Raw genomic sequence first — 17,431 nt, 5'->3', positions numbered from 1 at the left:
TCATTTCTCACTGGTCGCGCTGGCGTTCGCTTGCAATACATAGTTGGTCAATTCGGCCGCTTTCCAGGGCATTACCCGCCCCTGCGACGTTACTCTGGTCATGCCAACGGTACGCCGACCAACCGGGCCAGCATCGTTCCCCCATTCGTTGCGGATATACGTCAGGATAGCCGTAATGGCGGCATCGTCCATGGTTGAATGAGCAGGCATAACGGGCAGAATAGCCGGGGCATCGTAGGTTTTTCCAGCAACGGTTATGGGGCCTTCAATGCCATGCAATACAATGAGCGCCAGCCGTTTTTCATCGCCCGTTACCCAGTCTGAACCAGCCAGCGGCGGCGCAAACCGATTCAGGCCAGCCCCGTCTGTCCCGTGGCAACCAGCGCAGGTAGTCAGGTAGTGTTGACGGCCACTGGCAAAGAGCTTCTGTTCGTCGCTATTCAATGGATTTTTCTTTTGTGCCAGGTTGATTTGTCCGGCATGACCGGGCCAGTCGAAGAGGGCACCAATGGCGGCTACCTCCGCAGCACTCAGGTATGACCGGGCCAATAGCGCTGGAGCAGCAGCTAGTCTGACGGACGTTGGGTTGCCCATTTTACCCTGGATAGACAGAGCCGTAAGCACCGCTTTGTGTTGCCAGCCAACGGCTTTCTGATCGACATTCAGCAGCGTCAGCAGGGCAGCCATTTCGGCCTGATCGTGCTTGTGGATGATCGCAGTAGTCAGCATCTCCATAAAGATTTGCTTCGGCGGATCGCCCGTTCGCCAGGTTGGCCATTGCCACAATCGCTGCAAAAAGGTAAACTCCTGATTTGCTACACTACTCAGAATGGCATCGCGCATGAGCGGCAAGTCGGCGTGCTTCGTCAGAATACCGGCCAATAACCGATGAGACGCTGGCTGATCCAGGGCCTGTGCTGATAAGGCCATTTGCAGCACCTGTTTGTCAGTCGCCGTTGCCCAGTTCGTTAGCAGTGTAGTAGCCATCGAGGAACGTACCTGGGCATCGTTGGCGGCAAATGGCTCAAGCAGACGAATGGCGGTACTGCTAACCAACGGGTTCTTATCCGACGCCAGGGCCAGTAATAGGGTGGGTTGCAGCGCTCCCAACCCCTCCAGCGTCCATAAAGCGTGGAACCGCCCCAGTTGATTAGTACCGGTCCGAATTACCTGTGTCAAGGCTGGAGCAATCCGGCTGTCGTTTCGCTCAACAAGCAATCGCTGGGCCATATCCCGATACCAGCCGTCTGCATGTGAGAGGTAACCGACTAGGTCGGCAGATGAAGCGTTGGCCAGTTTAGCCGGTTTCGTATATGTCCACTCTGCGGGTACAATACGCCAGATTCGACCCCGGTTGATGGGTACATCCAGTTGCCGGGCCAGTGTTTGCTCGCGCAGATAGGGCGTCATGTAGGCTTTATGCTGCATAATGCCCTTGTACATATCCGCCACGTACAGCGCCCCATCCGGCCCCGTAGTAAGGTGTACCGGGCGGAATCGCTCGTCGGTCGAGGCCAGAAACTCGGTGCCGGGGTGTGGGTCATGCGCTTGTAGCAATACGCCCTGCTCGTCAACGACGTTACGTTTGATCAGGTTACCCGAGGGTTCGCAGACAAAGACATTGCCCTGAAGGGCCGTTGGCAATGCTTTTCCCCGATACACCAGCGGTGAACAGGCCGCGGTGAATTCCAGCAATCGTTCTTCCTTATCCAACGTACCTGGAATATAGCCCCGATTCACAGCGGGCGTGGCCCGGATCGGGTACACGCGTCGGTCCACGGTAAGGCCATGATCGATACCCGTTGTGGGGGCATGGTTTTTATTGCGTGATAAGTAATTCGGCGGCACCAGGTCGGCGTGGAGTTGCGACCAGTTGTAGTTATAATAAAGTCGCCCCTGATCGTCATGACTGATGCCCCATTGCCCGCGGAACTCAGTAGAGTCGCGCTGCCAGTTGGCACCCACCCGCCGGTAGCGGAAGCGCGACTTGGCGTTGTAGTACCAGTTATCCATACTACGCCAGAGGCCATTACCCGAATGTTCGGGCAGCGCTCCTCCGGCATAGGCCGCATCAATCAGCGTTTTGGTATCCGCTTTCAAGTCGCCATCCAGGTCCTGCGTGAGCCACAGTTTTTCATTCTCGGCCACTAGCGCACCATCCGGTACCAACGCCAGCGCACGAGGCATCACCAGGCTATCGAGGTAGACAGTGCTGACATCCATGCGCCCGTCGTCGTTGGTGTCTTCGAGCACGGATACACGCCCGATCGGTTCTTTTTCGCCGTCGCCATCGATCGTACGCATATATCCCCGCATCTCCACCACCCACAGTCGCCCATCGGCGTCGAACGTCATCACGACCGGATCCTGCACCATTGGCTCAGCCGCCACCAGTTGAATTTGAAGTCCGGGTTCGAGCCGGAATGTACCCAGTTCCTCGGCGGGTGTATGTACGGGTGTTGGGCCAGTAGCTGATAAGCCGATCTGGTCTGTGAAGCCCACTATGCCCAGAAGGCAAGCGCTGAGAAAGCAGATGACATAAACGGGCTTGACCATGGCAGCGAACGGAATGATACCGGTGTCGGGCTTCTTATAGCCTGATTTTCCACACTCTATCAAGGAAAAGTAAAAACGGATCAGTAACTAATGCCATTCTCTCTATTATGTTTTCGTATCAACCCCATCCATAATTCCCTTGTATGTCAACTCGATTTACAAACCAGGTAGCCTTGATTACAGGTGGTGCCGACGGTATTGGCAAAGCGATTGCCAGCCGCCTGGCTACCGAAGGCGCTACGCTTGCGCTCTTCGATAGCAACGAAGCGCTGTTGCACCGTACCTGCGCTGAATTCAGTGAGCAGGGATTTACAGTGCGTGGGTACGTTGTCGACGTGTCGCAGGAGGCAGCCGTGGCCCAGGCCGTTCAGCATGTCGTCGATGAGTTGGGACGACTGGATATCATGATCAATTCTGCCGGTATTGTTGGGCCAACCAACACCCGCATCACCGACTATTCTGTTGACGAATATGATCGGATTTATTCGGTTAATTTACGCGGGGCCTTCCTGACGACGAAATGGGCCATCAAAATCATGGAACGGGCTAATTATGGCCGGATTCTCCATCTGGCGTCCATTGCCGGCAAGGAAGGCAACCCATATATGACGGGCTACTCCTCGACCAAAGCGGGCGTGATTGGCCTGGTAAAGGGGGTTGGGAAAGAGTACGCCGAAACAGGCATTACCGTCAATGGTATTGCCCCGGCGGTGATCAGAACGGCGATGAACGAAAACACCGCCCCCGAGCAACTAGCCTATATGACGGCTAAAATTCCCATGAAACGGTTGGGCACGGTCGACGAGGTAGCCGCACTGGCTGCCTGGATTGTGTCGAATGAAGCCAGCTTCACCACCGGTTTCATCTTTGATTTATCCGGCGGCCGGGCAACGTATTAGGTGTAGGTACGTTGTGTTGCTGCGTGTGGCAGGCAGCAACACAACGCGTCAGCCATGTGTCTTATTCAACGCCTTTTACCGCCATATCCAGCGTATACACTGATTCTGAGGCGGTGATGAACAGCTTGTTACGGTCTTTGCCGCCGAAGCAGACATTGCCCACCCACCGCGATGGAACCGGAATAGTGCCGAGCTTTTTCCCGGCAGACGTATACACGGTAACGCCTCTACCCGTCAGATACAGGTTTCCCTGTGTATCCAGCGTCATACCGTCGGAGCCCATCGGTATAAATAATTGGCGGTTGGTCAGGCTACCGTCTTTAGCGATCTCGTATTTATACGTTTTACTATCCCGGATATCGGCCACGTACAGGTACTTGCCGTCGGGCGTGCCAACGATGCCATTTGGCTGTTTCAGATCGCCATCAACCAAGATTGCCTCCGTTTTTCCTTTGGGCAGATAATACACGTTCTGCTTCGCCATATCCGGCTCTTTATGCTCCCAATAGGGGCGCTCGTAAAATGGGTCGGTGAAATAAATTCCTCCTTTCGGATCGAGCCATACATCGTTTGGCCCATTGAACCGGTGCCCCTGGTAATTCGCCAGCAACACTTTCACCTCTTTTTTGGGGCTGATAGACCATAGCTCGTTCTTTAGATCGGCGCAGGAAATCAGATTGCCCGATTTGTCGATGTAGAGCCCATTAGAGCGACCCGTCTTATCCATGAAAACAGCCAGCTTTCCGTCGGTATCGTACGTCCAGATTTTGTCGTTGGGCTGATCCGTGAAATAGATCGTCCCTTTTTTATCTACGGTTGGCCCTTCGGTAAACGTGAACTGAGACGATACCTGCTTAAGCGCTGCTCCCTGGGCAACAACCCGAATGGAGTCGAGGCCCGTTTGGCCCATCTGTTGCCCGAAAGCCGTTGTAATACTTGCCAGCAGCGCCACAACAAGGCCCTGCTTTTTATACCATGCAGTCATTAGCTATCTACGTTACACTCGCTTAGGATCAGGATGAATAAACGGCTGGCGATAGGAACGGGCCAGCAGGCCATTTGCCTCCCGGTCGCCGATAATTTTCCGCTTCTTGGGATCGTATACAATTGGACGGCCCGTTTTCATCGACATATTGGCCAGAATGCAGCTCGCCGTAGAAATATGCCCTTCCTCGATATCGGCAACGGGCTTGCCACCCGTCTCGATGGCATTCAGGAAATTAAGCATGTGCAGCCGCGTAGCTGGCGCGGCGTTGAGCTCAATCTTCGGGTTAGTCGGCTCGGTCAGGTCTTCGGGGTACTTCTCTTTTTCGTACACCACATCCAGATGGATCTTTTTCCCCTTTTCGTCTTTCGGAATAAAATCACACTGCATGGTGCTGCCCCAGAGTGTGCCTTTTTCGCCATACAGGGTGAACGACCACGGATACTCGGGATTGGCCGGTCCACCCCAGGTATGGTGCTGCCACACACAGTTCAGGTCGTCATACTCGAAAATGGCCGACTGGGTGTCTGCTATGTTCGACTTGCCTTCTTTCTGCACATAAATACCACCGGTTGAGCTGATGCGCTTGGGCCAGCCCAGGTTCAGCATCCAGCGAACCGTATCGAGCATGTGAACGCACATATCGCCCGTGATGCCATTGCCATATTCGGTAAACGTACGCCACCAGCGCACGTGCGGCAGCCCATCGTAGGGCCGCAGCGGGGCGGGACCGGTCCACATGTCATAGTCCAGAAAATCGGGGACGGCCTGCACTGGCGGATTACCGTTGGCCCGCATCGCGTAGTAGCAGCACATCTCTACGTGCGATACCTTTCCGAGCAGGCCGGCATCGACGATATTTTTCTTGGCGTCGATCAAATGGGGGGTGCTTTTACGCTGAGTACCTACCTGCACCACCTTGTTGTATTTCCGGGCCGCTGCCACCATAGCTTCGCCCTCCATGACATCGACACTGATCGGCTTCTGCACGTAGACGTGTGCACCCGCTTTTACCGAATCGATCATTTGAAGTGCGTGCCAGTGGTCGGGCGTACCGATCAGGATAATATCAAACTGGTTGTCGGCCAGCATGTTCCGGTAATCGCCATATAGCTTGGGCGTCTTGCCCGACTTCTGCCGCTGGCTAACCAGCTTGGCCGCATCGGCCAGCATATTCTTGTCCACATCGCAGAGGGCCACCACGTCTACGGGCGCCACCTGAATCAGGCGAAACAAATCGCTTTTTCCGTACCAGCCGGTCCCGATCAGCCCAACCCGGTATGGATTGGCTCGATGAATGATGTCCATGCCGTTGGCCCCCAAGGCTGCCAGCGCGAGTGATGCCGTGGTTCCCTGCAGGAAGTGGCGGCGGTTGATGTTGAACTGATGCATTGATGCGACAACGTTTCTGGCGGCCGACGCCGGATCCGGGTGAGGTTTGCTTCTGCTCAGAAAAGACGGCCCTGTTTTACACTTACCCTTGCATGGTTAATAAATGTTGTTCGATGCCTTTCACAACTGCGGGCCGGCAGTGCCTTATAAATTGCCCGCAGCTCTGTCTGTTTCTGCCCATGAAAAAACGTGTCTCCTTCCTCCTGCTCATCAGCGCTGTGCTGCTATACGCATTCGTTCATCAGAAAACGGGCATTGAACAGTCTGTCTTTGGCAAGATGCCAGATGGCCGCGAGGTTGGCCTTTTTACCCTTCAGAATGCCAACGGCATGGCCGTGAAGATCACGAACTACGGCGGCTACATTGTGTCGTGTACGGTGCCCGATAAAGCGGGCAAGCAGGAAAACGTGGTGCTGGGCCTGGGTACGTTGGCCGATTACCTGAGAGGTACGCCGAGCTTAGGCCCCATTATTGGCCGCTACGGCAACCGCATTGCCCATGGGAAATTCACGCTCGATGGTACCGACTATACCTTATTTACCAACCCAGCGGGGATTCATATCCACGGCGGGAAAGTTGGTTTCGACAAAAAACTGTGGGATGCCACCCCGGTTGATGGGGCTGAGCCAGCGCTTAAACTGCATTATACCTCACCCGATGGTGAAGAGAACTACCCCGGCACACTAAACGTCGACGTGACGTACACCTTGCAGAACGACAACGCTTTACGAATCGATTACAAGGCGACGACAGACAAGGCGACGGTGGTCAATCTGACAAACCACGCCTATTTCAACCTGAGCGGCATGAAAACCAACGTGATGAATAATGTGGTCATGATCAAAGCAAACAAGGTACTGGCCACGGATAAAACGCAGGTACCCACCGGCGAGATCAAGTCAGTGGCTGGTACCCCGTTCGATTTCACCAAACCAACGCCCATTGGTGCGCGTATCAACGACACGACCGATACCCAGATCCGCTACGGTAAAGGCTACGACCACTGCTGGGTGTTTACGGACCAGTCGGCAAAATTGAAACTGGGTGCTACCGTCTACGAACCAACCAGCGGCCGACTGATGGAGGTCTACACCACCGAACCGGGTGTGCAACTCTACACGGCCAACCACCTGAACGGCAGCGTCCGAAGCCCCGAAGGGGTAGCCTATACGCGCCGGTTTGCCCTGTGCCTCGAAACCCAGCATTTCCCTGACTCACCGAATCACCCCAATTTCCCAACCACTACCTTGCGGCCGGGAGCAACGTACCTGAGTACGACCGTCTATACCTTCAAGGTTCGCTAGTGATAACGGCCGATCAGCAACGTACCCAGTAGCTTCTGACCGAGCAGCTCCGTTGGCTAGAGCGTCAGGTATTGAGCCAGTCAAACCCTTGGTCGAGCCAAGCCCCGATCTTCGGCCGGGCGCGTATAGACCTGAAGCAGTTATTGGGTAGTAGAGTAACTGCATGAACCAATAACAGAAAACAAAAAAGCACTTAACATATCTGCTAAGTGCTTGATTTTCAGTGGTGGGAGTTGAGGGATTCGAACCCCCGACCCTCTGCTTGTAAGGCAGATGCTCTGAACCAACTGAGCTAAACTCCCTTTCTCCGCGGCGGTGTTTTCCGTTTTGGTGATGCAAAGGTAGGGGTCTAAATGGACTTTTTGCAAGCTCTGGGCCGAAAAAAAACCAACTTTTTTACAACGCACTGGCTTTCAGGTACGTTGCATCCCCCTTTACTTCGCTATTCGAAGTTCAGGTAAAGCGTAACCGTGTGCGTGGTCAGTCGCTGGATGCCCGCACTCGACGAGCCGGCAGTTCCTCCGCTAAAAGCGTTTGGAATGCCATGTGAAAAGCGCAACTCCGGGGCGAATTTGAAAAACTCGAAGAACTGCTCGAAGCCAACGCCATACTCCACGCTCAAGTCGGTGGTGCTGGTGTTGAGCCGCCCCTGGCTGAGCGCTTCCCGTCGCCGCACGTTTGTTTCAATGCCTACCGACGCTCCGGCAATCAAATACATCCTGGAGTTTACCCGCCGTGCCGACTTGTACTTGATCAGAAAGGGCAGCTCAACCCAGGTCGATTCCCGAATGTCGCTCTTTTCGTTGCCACTGGCCATAGCATAGTTTACCGACCGGGAATAAATAGAAACGCCAGGATTAGACCGAAAATCGAAATGATCGTTCAGAAAGGCGTTGAAGGTAAACCCGACCCGGAAACCCGCGTTGTTGGGCGAGGTGATCCGCAGGGTAGAGTCGGCTGGGTTCACAAAAGCCGGGCTGTACGTCACGTTATACCGGGTGAAAGGCAGGGCGTAATAAAACCCAAAGTGCACCAGCTTGTCGTCGTAATCTTCCTTATGCTTGCGGATATACTTATAGGTCGACTGGGCGGCGGCCCCCTGCGCCAGTAACAGGACCAGGCCAAGGATTACGGCCGAGCGGCTTGGGGACCTTTTTGACCGAGATAAATCGACGCGATGCCGAATGAGAGTGGAATCCATTTAGTGTTGCTAAAACCGGCTTCTTCAAAAACCCGGATAAAATCGGGGCCATCCGGAAAAGCCCGCATCGATTCGTTAAGGTATTCGTAGGCCGAGGTGTCTTTACTGACCAGTTTGCCAAAAAAAGGCACCACATGGGCTGTGTAGACATCGTAGAACTGCCGGAACGGGAACTGGCGGGGCTTCGAAAACTCAAGCACCATACACACGCCGCCCGGACGTACCACGCGCTGCATGTCGGTCAGCCCGGCCAGCAGATTCTCGAAGTTACGTACACCAAACGAAACGATGGCGGCATCGAATTCATTGTCTGCAAACGGCAAACCCTGCGAATCACCCGCCCGCATCTCAATCAGTTGATCAACGCCACGCTCCTTCATCTTTTGCCGCCCCACCGCCAGCATACCTTCTGAAATATCAACACCGATGATCTTATCCGGTTTCAGCGAAAGGGCTTCCAGCGCCAGATCACCAGTACCGGTGGCAATGTCGAGAATGTATTTAGGCGCGAAAGGCTTCAGGAGCCTGATCGCTTTCTTCCGCCACAGAATGTCGATGCCTGCACTCAGAAAGTGATTCAGGAAATCGTATTTGGGGGCAATCGTATCAAACATTTCCCCCACCTGCTCACGCTTGCTGGTGGATTTGTCTTTGTAGGGCAGAACGGCCATAGGTGCTTAAAGAGCAAAAGAGTGAAAGGGCGAAAGAGTGAAAGGGCTGCTATTTGTTCACTCACATGAAAAGTGACAGCGCTTTCCACTCTTTCGCTCTCTCACTCAAACCGGTGGTTCTGGTGGAAAGTTTCGGCAAGATGGGCCGACGTCCGCCACGCAATGGCTATACTTGTCTTTTCGTAAACGCTTCGTCTATGACTCGCTCACTTGTACTGCTTTCTGTTCTTGCGATTCCGTTCTGCTCAGCCCTGATACCAGAGCCTCCCACCAAAAAAATTGCCCGCCTGCATCAGCAAATCCTGACGCTCGATACGCACGCCGATGCGCCGATCATGATGCAAAAAGCAGGGTTTGATATTGGCGTAGCACACGACACCAAACGTGACAACTCACAGATCGACTTTCCCCGGATGAAGCAGGGCAATATGGATGCCATGTTCTTCGCCGTTTACCTGGCTCAGGGCCCACGCACACCGGCAGGGCACGCCGAGGCCAAGCAAAATGCGCTGAATCAGTTTAACCTCATCCACGAGGCGCTGAAAAAATACCCCGATCTGGCCGAGCTGGCTACCTCACCCGCCGATGCCTACCGAATTGAGAAAGCAGGGAAACGAGCTGTTTTTATCGGTATGGAAAACGGCTATCCTATTGGGGAGGACCTCTCGCTGGTGAAAACGTATTACGACCTTGGCTGTAGGTACGTTACCCTTTCTCACTTCGCCAACAATGCCATCTGCGACTCATCAACCGACCCCGATGGGCCGATCCACAACGGTCTCAGCGCTTTTGGCCGGCAGGTAGTTGCCGAGATGAATCGACTGGGTATCATGATCGATATCTCGCACACGTCGGATAAAACCTTCTACGATGTGCTGTCGCTGACTAAATATCCGGTCATTGCTTCTCATTCCAACTGCCGCGCGCTCTGCGATTTCCCACGGAATGTGACCGATGAGATGATTCGCGCCATTGCCAAAAATGGAGGCGTCATTCAGGTCAACTTTGTGAGTGACTACCTTCGCAAGCCGTCAGAGGCACATCGGCAGGCACTGACCAAGATCAGAATGTCGAGGGTTGGCCGGGTAGCTACGCCTGACCAGGAAGCCCGTCAGCAGGCCCGGACTGATTCGGTAAAGCAGGTGTACCAGAATGAACGCGCCAGCCTGTCTGATATCGTCAATCACATTGATCATATTGTGCAGATCGCTGGCATTGACCACGTTGGAATTGGCTCCGATTTCGACGGAGGCGGTGGCGTGAATGGGCTGGAGGACGTGAGTCAGATCGAGAATCTAACGGCTGAGCTTAGCAAACGCGGCTACTCGAAAAAAGACATCACCAAAATCTGGGGTGGAAACCTGTTACGCGTATTAGGAAAACAAGCGAGCCCCAAGCAGGTTAATTAGGTCAGCAGCCTCTACGCGTGCGAACTGAGCGAGCCAGACAATTTACCCTTTTACTTACCTGTAGTATAGTACGCACTGAATAAGACAACTTAGTTCTTACTGATCAATCTGCCATTCACCTGCAGCACTGTGAGCAGGATTTCTGGCTATTCCCCACAAAAAATGGCTTTCGGCTTGTGACATTGAAGCGGGCAGACGGTCTAGAGACATGGCCCCAACAGGCCTGGTTTCGCTAAAAAGGATTCCTTGTATTGCCAACGATGACAATACATAAGCTCGACCGAATAATTCAGCAGCCAATGCCCTGCCCAGTTGAGCTTAGTAAGGCGAGTGGCAATATCCGGGCTAGGTTCCGTACTTTTGTCCTCATTAACTTGATTTATCCCTTTATCGCTATAGTATGAATCCACGCCGTAACCTGACTGTATGGCTGACCGACCGGGTCACTTCCGTCCGAACGGCGCACCCCCGTAGTAGGCAGGCGTTCAAAAATTCAGTGGCAAGCGTCCTGGTGAAAGGTGGAAATATTGTTCTTTCATTCATTCTGGTTCGCATCACGCTTGGGCTACTGCATGAGGAGAAATACGGCATCTGGACGGCCATCAGTTCGTTGGTAACGTTCGCCTCGTTCTTCGACATCGGTCTGGGTAACGGCCTGCGCAATCGGTTGACCGAAGCTGTAGCGCAGGAAGATCATGAGACTGGCCGTACGTATATAAGCACCGCTTATGTGTTGTTCACCATAATTCAGCTGGCGCTCCTGCTTGTTGCCTGCATTGCCATCTATCTGGTCGACTGGAAATATGTGTTAAATGTTCGGCTAACGAATGCGTATGTAAGCCTGCTGGTACTGGTAACGTTGGCGGGTTTCTGCTCTAAAATTTTGCTTGATACCGTATCCTACGTATTGCTTGCTCTTCAGAAAACGGCCCTTTCCAATACAATCTACCTGGTGGTCAATATTGGTCTGGTAGCTGGCATATGGGGTTTAGGCATTGGCCATTACAACAATCTGTTATCTGTGTCTATCATGTCGGCCATTGTGCCCGTGATCGTCCTGATTGCTTTTAGCTTCTATTATTATCGGGGTCAGCTTCGTGACTATGCCCCATCACTGAAAGCGATTGATTTTAGTGTGCGCCCTAAGTTGATGAGTCTCGGCCTGAAGTTCTTTATTATTCAATTAGCGGGCGTCGTCATCTTTTACACCGACAACGTACTGATCTCCAAGCTTTTCGGCCCTAAATCAGTTACCGAATACAGCGTTGTTTTCAGGTATTATAACGCCATCAATTCGTTCTTCTTCGTTATTATTTCACCTTTCTGGTCGGCCTTTACCGAAGCCTACGCCAAGAATGAACTGGCCTGGGTCAAAACATCCTATTCACGCTTGAAGCGTAGTTGGCTGGTCATTCTGCTGGTCATTGGTGTTATGCTGCTGGTGTCGGCCAAGGTGTATCATATCTGGTTAGGCCCCGCTTTCAAGACATCCTGGTCGCTGAATATCCTGATGGCCATTTTTGTACTGGTTTCCTGCTGGAACAATATCACGGTTACCGTGATCAATGGCTTTGGGAAAGTGAAAATGCAATTGTTTACGGCGCTGGCTGGTGCTGTTATCAATATTCCGCTCTGCGTGTACCTTGGACGAACGCTTAGCTTTGGCAATAAAGGAATAATCATCGCGTCGATAATTTCGCTATTGCTCGGTACGGTATTCGGGACAATACAGGCCGATAAACTGGTTTCCCGAACTGCCCGAGGTATCTGGGCTGAGTAGACTTACCCGGCAGGCTACGGCCGGTCACTGCATAAAAGTAGGGGCTGCTAGCTATATCGAATCCAGATGAAGTATCTTTACCAGTATAGCGAACCAACATTCTAGAGTCTGATTTGCGTCAGGCAGCCATAGACAACCCATGAAATCCATTCTGGCCATCTTACTGGTTAACCTGATGCTTGGCAGTAATCTGCTGCCTGGCTTTGGTATCGACCAGTCGGCCAGGTGGGTCGAGTTAGCGAATCACTACCAGCAGCATCGACAGACGGATACTTCGCTGGGTTTTTTTTCGTTTTTGATGATGCATTACGATGCGAGTTCTGATCATCAGAAACATCCCGGCCACAACCATCATAACCTTCCGGTTGCGGGCCAATCGCTCTCGATTTCAACGCCTACCCCGCTTCGTCTCGATCTGTTTATCGAGTCGCTTTCGGTTGTTCATGTGGCAAAGGCTCTTTTTTTTCGTAAGGCAGACCTCTACGCCTTCACCGCGATTCGTTCGCTGATCAACCCGCCCCGACAGTAGAATTGCGTGCCAACCAGGGCGTAGTCTGTTCGTTTCGGGCTTCGTTGTCTACCACAACAGGTCTATTTATTCATGAGCGCGTTTTCAACGCCGCCTCAAGCTGGAGTCTAAGCATCCTCATCAATCGCTTGACGCTGCGCCATAAACGCAGGTTTACGTCTGTGCTCCGGCAGTCACCGTGGCACAGCCTTTCCCACTGCTATTCTATGCTGAATGCCATAATCAAATTCTCGATTGAGAATAAACTTGTCATTGGCCTGTTCACACTGGCCCTGGTGCTGTGGGGTGGCTGGTCGGCGACTCAATTGCCCATCGATGCCGTCCCCGACATTACCAACAACCAGGTACAGGTTATTACCAGCAGCCCTTCACTGGCGGCCGAGGATATCGAGCGGCTGGTCACCTTCCCTATCGAAGTCAGCCTGTCCAACATTCCCAATGTCACGGAGTTACGCTCGTTTTCGCGCTTTGGCCTCTCTATTGTCACCATCGTCTTTACCGACAACACGGATGTGTACTGGGCACGCCAGCAAATCGCCGAACGCCTCCAGCAGGTTGCCGGTGAAATTCCACCGGGTGTCGGAACACCCGTTATGGCACCGGTCACTACTGGTCTGGGCGAAATTTTTCAGTACACAGTTGTCGCTAAAAAGGGGTATGAAACCAAATATAGCCTCACCGACCTGCGCACCATTCAGGACTGGACAATCAGACGGGGCTTGCTGGGTACGCCCGGCGTTGCCGATGTAAGCGGTTTTGGCGGCCTGATGAAACAGTATGAAATAGCCATCGATCCCGACCGGCTCAACAGTGTGGGCATCACCCTTGCCGATCTGTTTCATGCACTCCAGCAAAACAACCAGAATACTGGCGGCGCTTATATAGACAAAAAGCCGAACGCCTATTTTATTCGGTCAGACGGGCTTATCAACACGCCCGACGACATTGCCAACATTGTGATCCGGCTTGGCACTGGTGCAGCCGGTATACCTATCCGGGTACGTGACATAGCCACGGTACGCATTGGCTCGGCGGTCCGGTATGGGGCTGTGACACGCAACGGCCAGGGCGAAACCGTTGGGGCCGTTGTGATGATGATCAAAGGCGAAAACTCATCGGCGGTCATCAAACGCGTGAAAGAGAAGATCGTCGAGATTCAGAAAACGTTGCCCGAAGGGGTAGCAATCAGCCCGTTTCTGGACCGGACCAAAATGGTAGACAGCGCGATTGGCACCGTTGAGCGTAACCTGATGGAGGGCGCACTCATCGTCATTTTCGTACTGGTCTTGCTACTGGGTAATTTCAGGGCGGGTTTTGTGGTGGCATCGGTGATTCCGCTCGCCCTGCTGTTCGCGATTTCGATGATGAACCTGTTTGGCGTGTCGGGAAATCTGATGAGTCTCGGCGCTATCGACTTCGGGCTTATTGTTGACGGGGCTGTCATTATCGTTGAAGCCACCTTGCATCACCTGCAATTGCGGAAAGGCGAACGGGTGAACGAACGCCACGAGTCCGACACCTCAGATACAGCGTTGCTGACCCAAGCGGAAATGGACGAAGAGGTATTCGGGGCAGCTAGCCGAATTCGCTCGTCGGCGGCTTTCGGCGAGATCATCATTCTAATCGTTTACCTGCCTATTCTGGCGCTGTCGGGTATTGAAGGAAAAATGTTCCGACCAATGGCGCTCACGGTCGCCTTCGCTATTCTGGGGGCGTTTATTCTGTCGCTGACCTACGTGCCTATGATTTCGGCGCTGTTTCTGAGCAAAAAAGTGGCGCATAAAGCGTCTTTCTCCGATAAGCTCATGCAGCGCATTTTTCGGGTATACGAACCGCTCTTACTCCGTTCACTCAGGCACCGCGCGCTGATTCTGACAGCCGCCATGGTGCTGCTCCTGGCGGCAATTTTCACGTTTTCCCGGATGGGCGGCGAATTCATTCCGCAACTGGATGAAGGTGACTTCGCGGTTGACACGCGCACGCTAACGGGTAGTTCGCTGAGCGAAACCGTCGACGCTACGCTCAAGGGTGAACGTATTCTGCTTCGGCAGTTTCCGGAAGTGGAGCAGGTCGTTGCCAAAATTGGCTCCGGCGAAATTCCAACGGACCCCATGCCCATTGAAGCGGCCGATATGATGGTCATTCTGAAACCGAAAGACCAGTGGACTTCAGCAACCACCCGTGATGAATTGGCCGAAAAAATGGCTGAGGCACTGTCTGTTGTGCCAGGAGTGACGTTCGGGTTTCAGCAACCTGTTCAGATGCGGTTCAATGAGTTGATGACGGGCGCCCGGCAAGACGTTGCGCTCAAAATATACGGTGAAGACCTGAACAAACTGGAGCGTCTTGCCAACCAGGTCGGCACACTTATTCGGAAGACCGACGGGGCAGCCGACCTTTATATTGAACAAGTAGCAGGCCTATCCCAGATCCTGATCAAGCTCGACCGCAATGCCATGGCTAAATACGGCCTCAACGTTGCCGATGTGAACCAGACCATCAACACAGCTTTCGCCGGTCAGTCGGCGGGGTTGGTATTCGAAGGCGAAAAACGGTTTGATCTGGTGTTACGCCTGGCCGAAGACAAGCGGCAAAGCGTTGACGATATCCGTAATCTGTTGGTCGCTATTCCGGCAGGTCCAGATGGTCAGGTCCAGCAAATTCCGTTGGGTCAGCTGGCGCAGGTACGTATCGGTCAGGCGCCCAACCAGATTCAGCGCGACCAGACGCATCGGCGTATCACGGTCGGTTTCAACGTACGGGGGCGCGACGTAGAGAGTATAGTGACTGAACTACAGCAGCAGGTAAGTCAGCAAATCAAGTTACCAGCGGGCTACTCCGTCACTTATGGCGGCGCTTTCCAGAATCTGGTCGATGCGAAGCGGCGACTCAGCGTTGCCGTTCCTATTGCCCTTGGTCTGATTTTCGCCCTGCTCTTTTTTACGTTTAATTCTGCTCGACAAAGTATTATGATTTTTATGGCCATTCCGTTGGCGGCTATTGGCGGGGTGTTCGCCTTGTTAGCACGCGGCATGCCATTTAGTATTTCGGCCGGGGTTGGTTTCATCGCGCTTTTTGGGGTGGCAGTGCTCAACGGTATCGTGCTCATTGCTGAATTCAACCGTCTACGATATGAAGAAGGGTTGACAGATATGACCGAAATCATTCGGCAAGGGGCCGAAATTCGTTTACGTCCTGTTGTTATGACGGCCCTGGTCGCTTCGTTTGGCTTCATACCGATGGCCTTATCCAATTCGGCCGGGGCTGAAGTGCAAAAACCGCTGGCCACGGTGGTCATCGGCGGGCTGCTGACAGCTACGCTGCTAACCCTGCTCATCCTGCCGATTCTATATTCGCTTTTCGAACGCCAATCACTGGATCGCGACGTACAGGAAGGCCCGCGAAAAACCTTGAAAAGCAACGTACCTGCTGCCACAATTGCGTTGCTTCTGCTGGGTACGTTGGTAAGCCGGGCGCAGGTGGCGCCCAGCCAAACGCTTACCCTCGATCAGGCCCTTCAACAGGCAACCACCCGAAACGGGCAACTCCAGATTGCTAATCTGGGCGTAACGCAGCAGCAGGCCCTGCGTCGAACGGCTTATGAAGCCGGCCGGCTATCGGTCACGGCTCTGCTTGGCCAGTACAACAGCCGTCGGTTCGACAACAACCTGACGGTAGCACACACCATTCCAAATCCCGTTCTGATGCGTCGTCTGGCCGACCTGAATGACCAGACCGTGGCGAGCAGGCAGGCAGCAGTAGCCGTTACCCAAAACGACATCCGGTACCAGGTCAAGGCGGCGTATTACGAACTAAATTACCTGCACCAACGTCGTCGGTTGTATTTGCAACAGGATACACTCCTTACTGAATTTGTGCAGGCAGCCACGCTACGGGTCAAAACTGGCGAGGCAGGTAGCCTTGAAAAAGCCACCGCCGAAAGCCAACTGGCCGATCAGCGTGTGCGGTTGGCCCAGCTCGACGCTGAGCTGATAGCCTCCCGAACGCGCCTTAAAACGCTGCTTTACAGCCCCGATGCCCTTGACGCTACGGAACAGGCACTTCCTAAACTAATGCTGCCATATGCCATCGATAGTCTGCAACGGCCTCAGTCTGGATTGCCCCGGTCGGTCGTGGCCCTGTCTGACCAGCACCCCCAAATTCGGCAGTTACAACAGCAGATCCTCGTTGCTGAACAGACTCGCCTGGTTGAACAGGCCCGTTTACGGCCCGACTTTCTGATTGGTCTATTTTCGCAAACATTGATCGGCAATCAGCTTATCGACGGGCAGGAGATCTATTTCGGGCCCGGTTACCGATTCACGGGCGGTCAGCTAGGCGTTACGTTTCCGCTGTTTGGCAAAGCTCAGAAAGCCCGCGTTGAGGCAGCTCGCATTGGGGAGCAGGTGGCTCAGGCCGAACTGCAAACGGGCCAGTTCGCTCTCCATCAACAAGTACAGCAGGCCGTCAATCAGTATGATCAATATCGCACTGCGCTGGCCTACTACGAACAGAACGGGCTGGCCCAGGCGCAGTTAATCCAAACCAACGCACGCCGGGCTTTCCGGGGCGGCGATATCGGGTACGTTGAATTTTCGCTAGCCATCCAGCAGGCGCTGACCATTCGTTCGTCGTATCTCGATCTGCTCAATCAGTACAATCAATCTGTCCTTTATATCACCTACCTACTCGGAAATCCTTAACA

11 protein-coding genes and 1 tRNA gene are annotated in these 17,431 nt (G+C 53.5%); 6 read left to right on the top strand and 6 right to left on the bottom strand.

Annotation, left to right across the window (positions count from 1 at the left end):
* Positions 1-2,556: a DUF7133 domain-containing protein gene (locus ACAW75_RS17910; RefSeq protein WP_370730216.1), complete on the bottom strand. Its 2,556-nt coding sequence runs from the start codon at positions 2,554-2,556 to the stop codon at positions 1-3.
* Positions 2,557-2,699: 143 nt separating this feature from the next.
* On the opposite strand from ACAW75_RS17910, the gene ACAW75_RS17905 reads away from it, so the two are divergent.
* On the top strand, positions 2,700-3,455 hold the full coding sequence (locus tag ACAW75_RS17905) for an SDR family NAD(P)-dependent oxidoreductase (RefSeq protein WP_370730119.1): 756 nt from the start codon (positions 2,700-2,702) through the stop codon (positions 3,453-3,455).
* Positions 3,456-3,516: 61 nt separating this feature from the next.
* Here ACAW75_RS17905 and ACAW75_RS17900 read toward each other — a convergent pair whose 3' ends face one another.
* Positions 3,517-4,440 (bottom strand): SMP-30/gluconolactonase/LRE family protein, encoded by a 924-nt coding sequence (locus ACAW75_RS17900; RefSeq protein ID WP_370730118.1) that lies wholly within the window; start codon positions 4,438-4,440, stop codon positions 3,517-3,519.
* A gap of 12 nt (positions 4,441-4,452) precedes the next feature.
* Positions 4,453-5,832, bottom strand: a complete 1,380-nt coding sequence (locus tag ACAW75_RS17895; RefSeq protein ID WP_370730117.1) for a Gfo/Idh/MocA family protein — start codon at positions 5,830-5,832, stop codon at positions 4,453-4,455.
* A 179-nt stretch (positions 5,833-6,011) separates the two neighbouring features.
* Here ACAW75_RS17895 and ACAW75_RS17890 point away from each other — a divergent pair, with 179 nt between their 5' ends.
* Positions 6,012-7,136 carry an aldose epimerase family protein gene (locus tag ACAW75_RS17890; protein WP_370730116.1) on the top strand — a complete coding sequence of 375 codons (1,125 nt, stop codon included), beginning with the start codon at positions 6,012-6,014 and terminating at the stop codon, positions 7,134-7,136.
* A gap of 224 nt (positions 7,137-7,360) precedes the next feature.
* On the opposite strand, the gene ACAW75_RS17885 is transcribed toward ACAW75_RS17890, so the two are convergent.
* From ACAW75_RS17885 to ubiE, 3 genes are all read right to left on the bottom strand, one after another.
* Positions 7,361-7,438, bottom strand: a tRNA-Val gene (locus ACAW75_RS17885).
* 140 nt (positions 7,439-7,578) lie between these two features.
* Complete coding sequence (gene porT / locus ACAW75_RS17880) at positions 7,579-8,337, bottom strand: type IX secretion/gliding motility protein PorT/SprT (RefSeq protein ID WP_370730115.1); 759 nt, start codon at positions 8,335-8,337, stop codon at positions 7,579-7,581.
* Complete coding sequence (gene ubiE / locus ACAW75_RS17875) at positions 8,265-9,008, bottom strand: bifunctional demethylmenaquinone methyltransferase/2-methoxy-6-polyprenyl-1,4-benzoquinol methylase UbiE (protein WP_370730114.1); 744 nt, start codon at positions 9,006-9,008, stop codon at positions 8,265-8,267. Before ubiE ends, porT begins: the two co-directional genes overlap by 73 nt.
* 197 nt (positions 9,009-9,205) lie before the next feature.
* Between ubiE and ACAW75_RS17870 the strand changes: the two genes are divergently transcribed.
* The 4 genes from ACAW75_RS17870 to ACAW75_RS17855 all read left to right on the top strand — a co-directional run bounded on the left by ACAW75_RS17870 (position 9,206) and on the right by ACAW75_RS17855 (position 17,429).
* Positions 9,206-10,417 carry a dipeptidase gene (locus ACAW75_RS17870; protein WP_370730113.1) on the top strand — a complete coding sequence of 404 codons (1,212 nt, stop codon included), beginning with the start codon at positions 9,206-9,208 and terminating at the stop codon, positions 10,415-10,417.
* A 400-nt stretch (positions 10,418-10,817) separates the two neighbouring features.
* Positions 10,818-12,197: a lipopolysaccharide biosynthesis protein gene (locus ACAW75_RS17865; protein WP_370730112.1), complete on the top strand. Its 1,380-nt coding sequence runs from the start codon at positions 10,818-10,820 to the stop codon at positions 12,195-12,197.
* 139 nt (positions 12,198-12,336) lie between these two features.
* Positions 12,337-12,726 carry a hypothetical protein gene (locus ACAW75_RS17860; RefSeq protein ID WP_370730111.1) on the top strand — a complete coding sequence of 130 codons (390 nt, stop codon included), beginning with the start codon at positions 12,337-12,339 and terminating at the stop codon, positions 12,724-12,726.
* Between the two features lie 206 nt (positions 12,727-12,932).
* Positions 12,933-17,429, top strand: a complete 4,497-nt coding sequence (locus tag ACAW75_RS17855) for a CusA/CzcA family heavy metal efflux RND transporter (RefSeq protein ID WP_370730110.1) — start codon at positions 12,933-12,935, stop codon at positions 17,427-17,429.
* Positions 17,430-17,431: the final 2 nt, after the last annotated feature.

Origin of the sequence: Fibrella arboris (genome assembly GCF_041321095.1) — a bacterium.
Classification (GTDB): domain Bacteria; phylum Bacteroidota; class Bacteroidia; order Cytophagales; family Spirosomataceae; genus Fibrella; species Fibrella arboris.
This window is presented reverse-complemented; position numbering and strand designations above follow the sequence as displayed.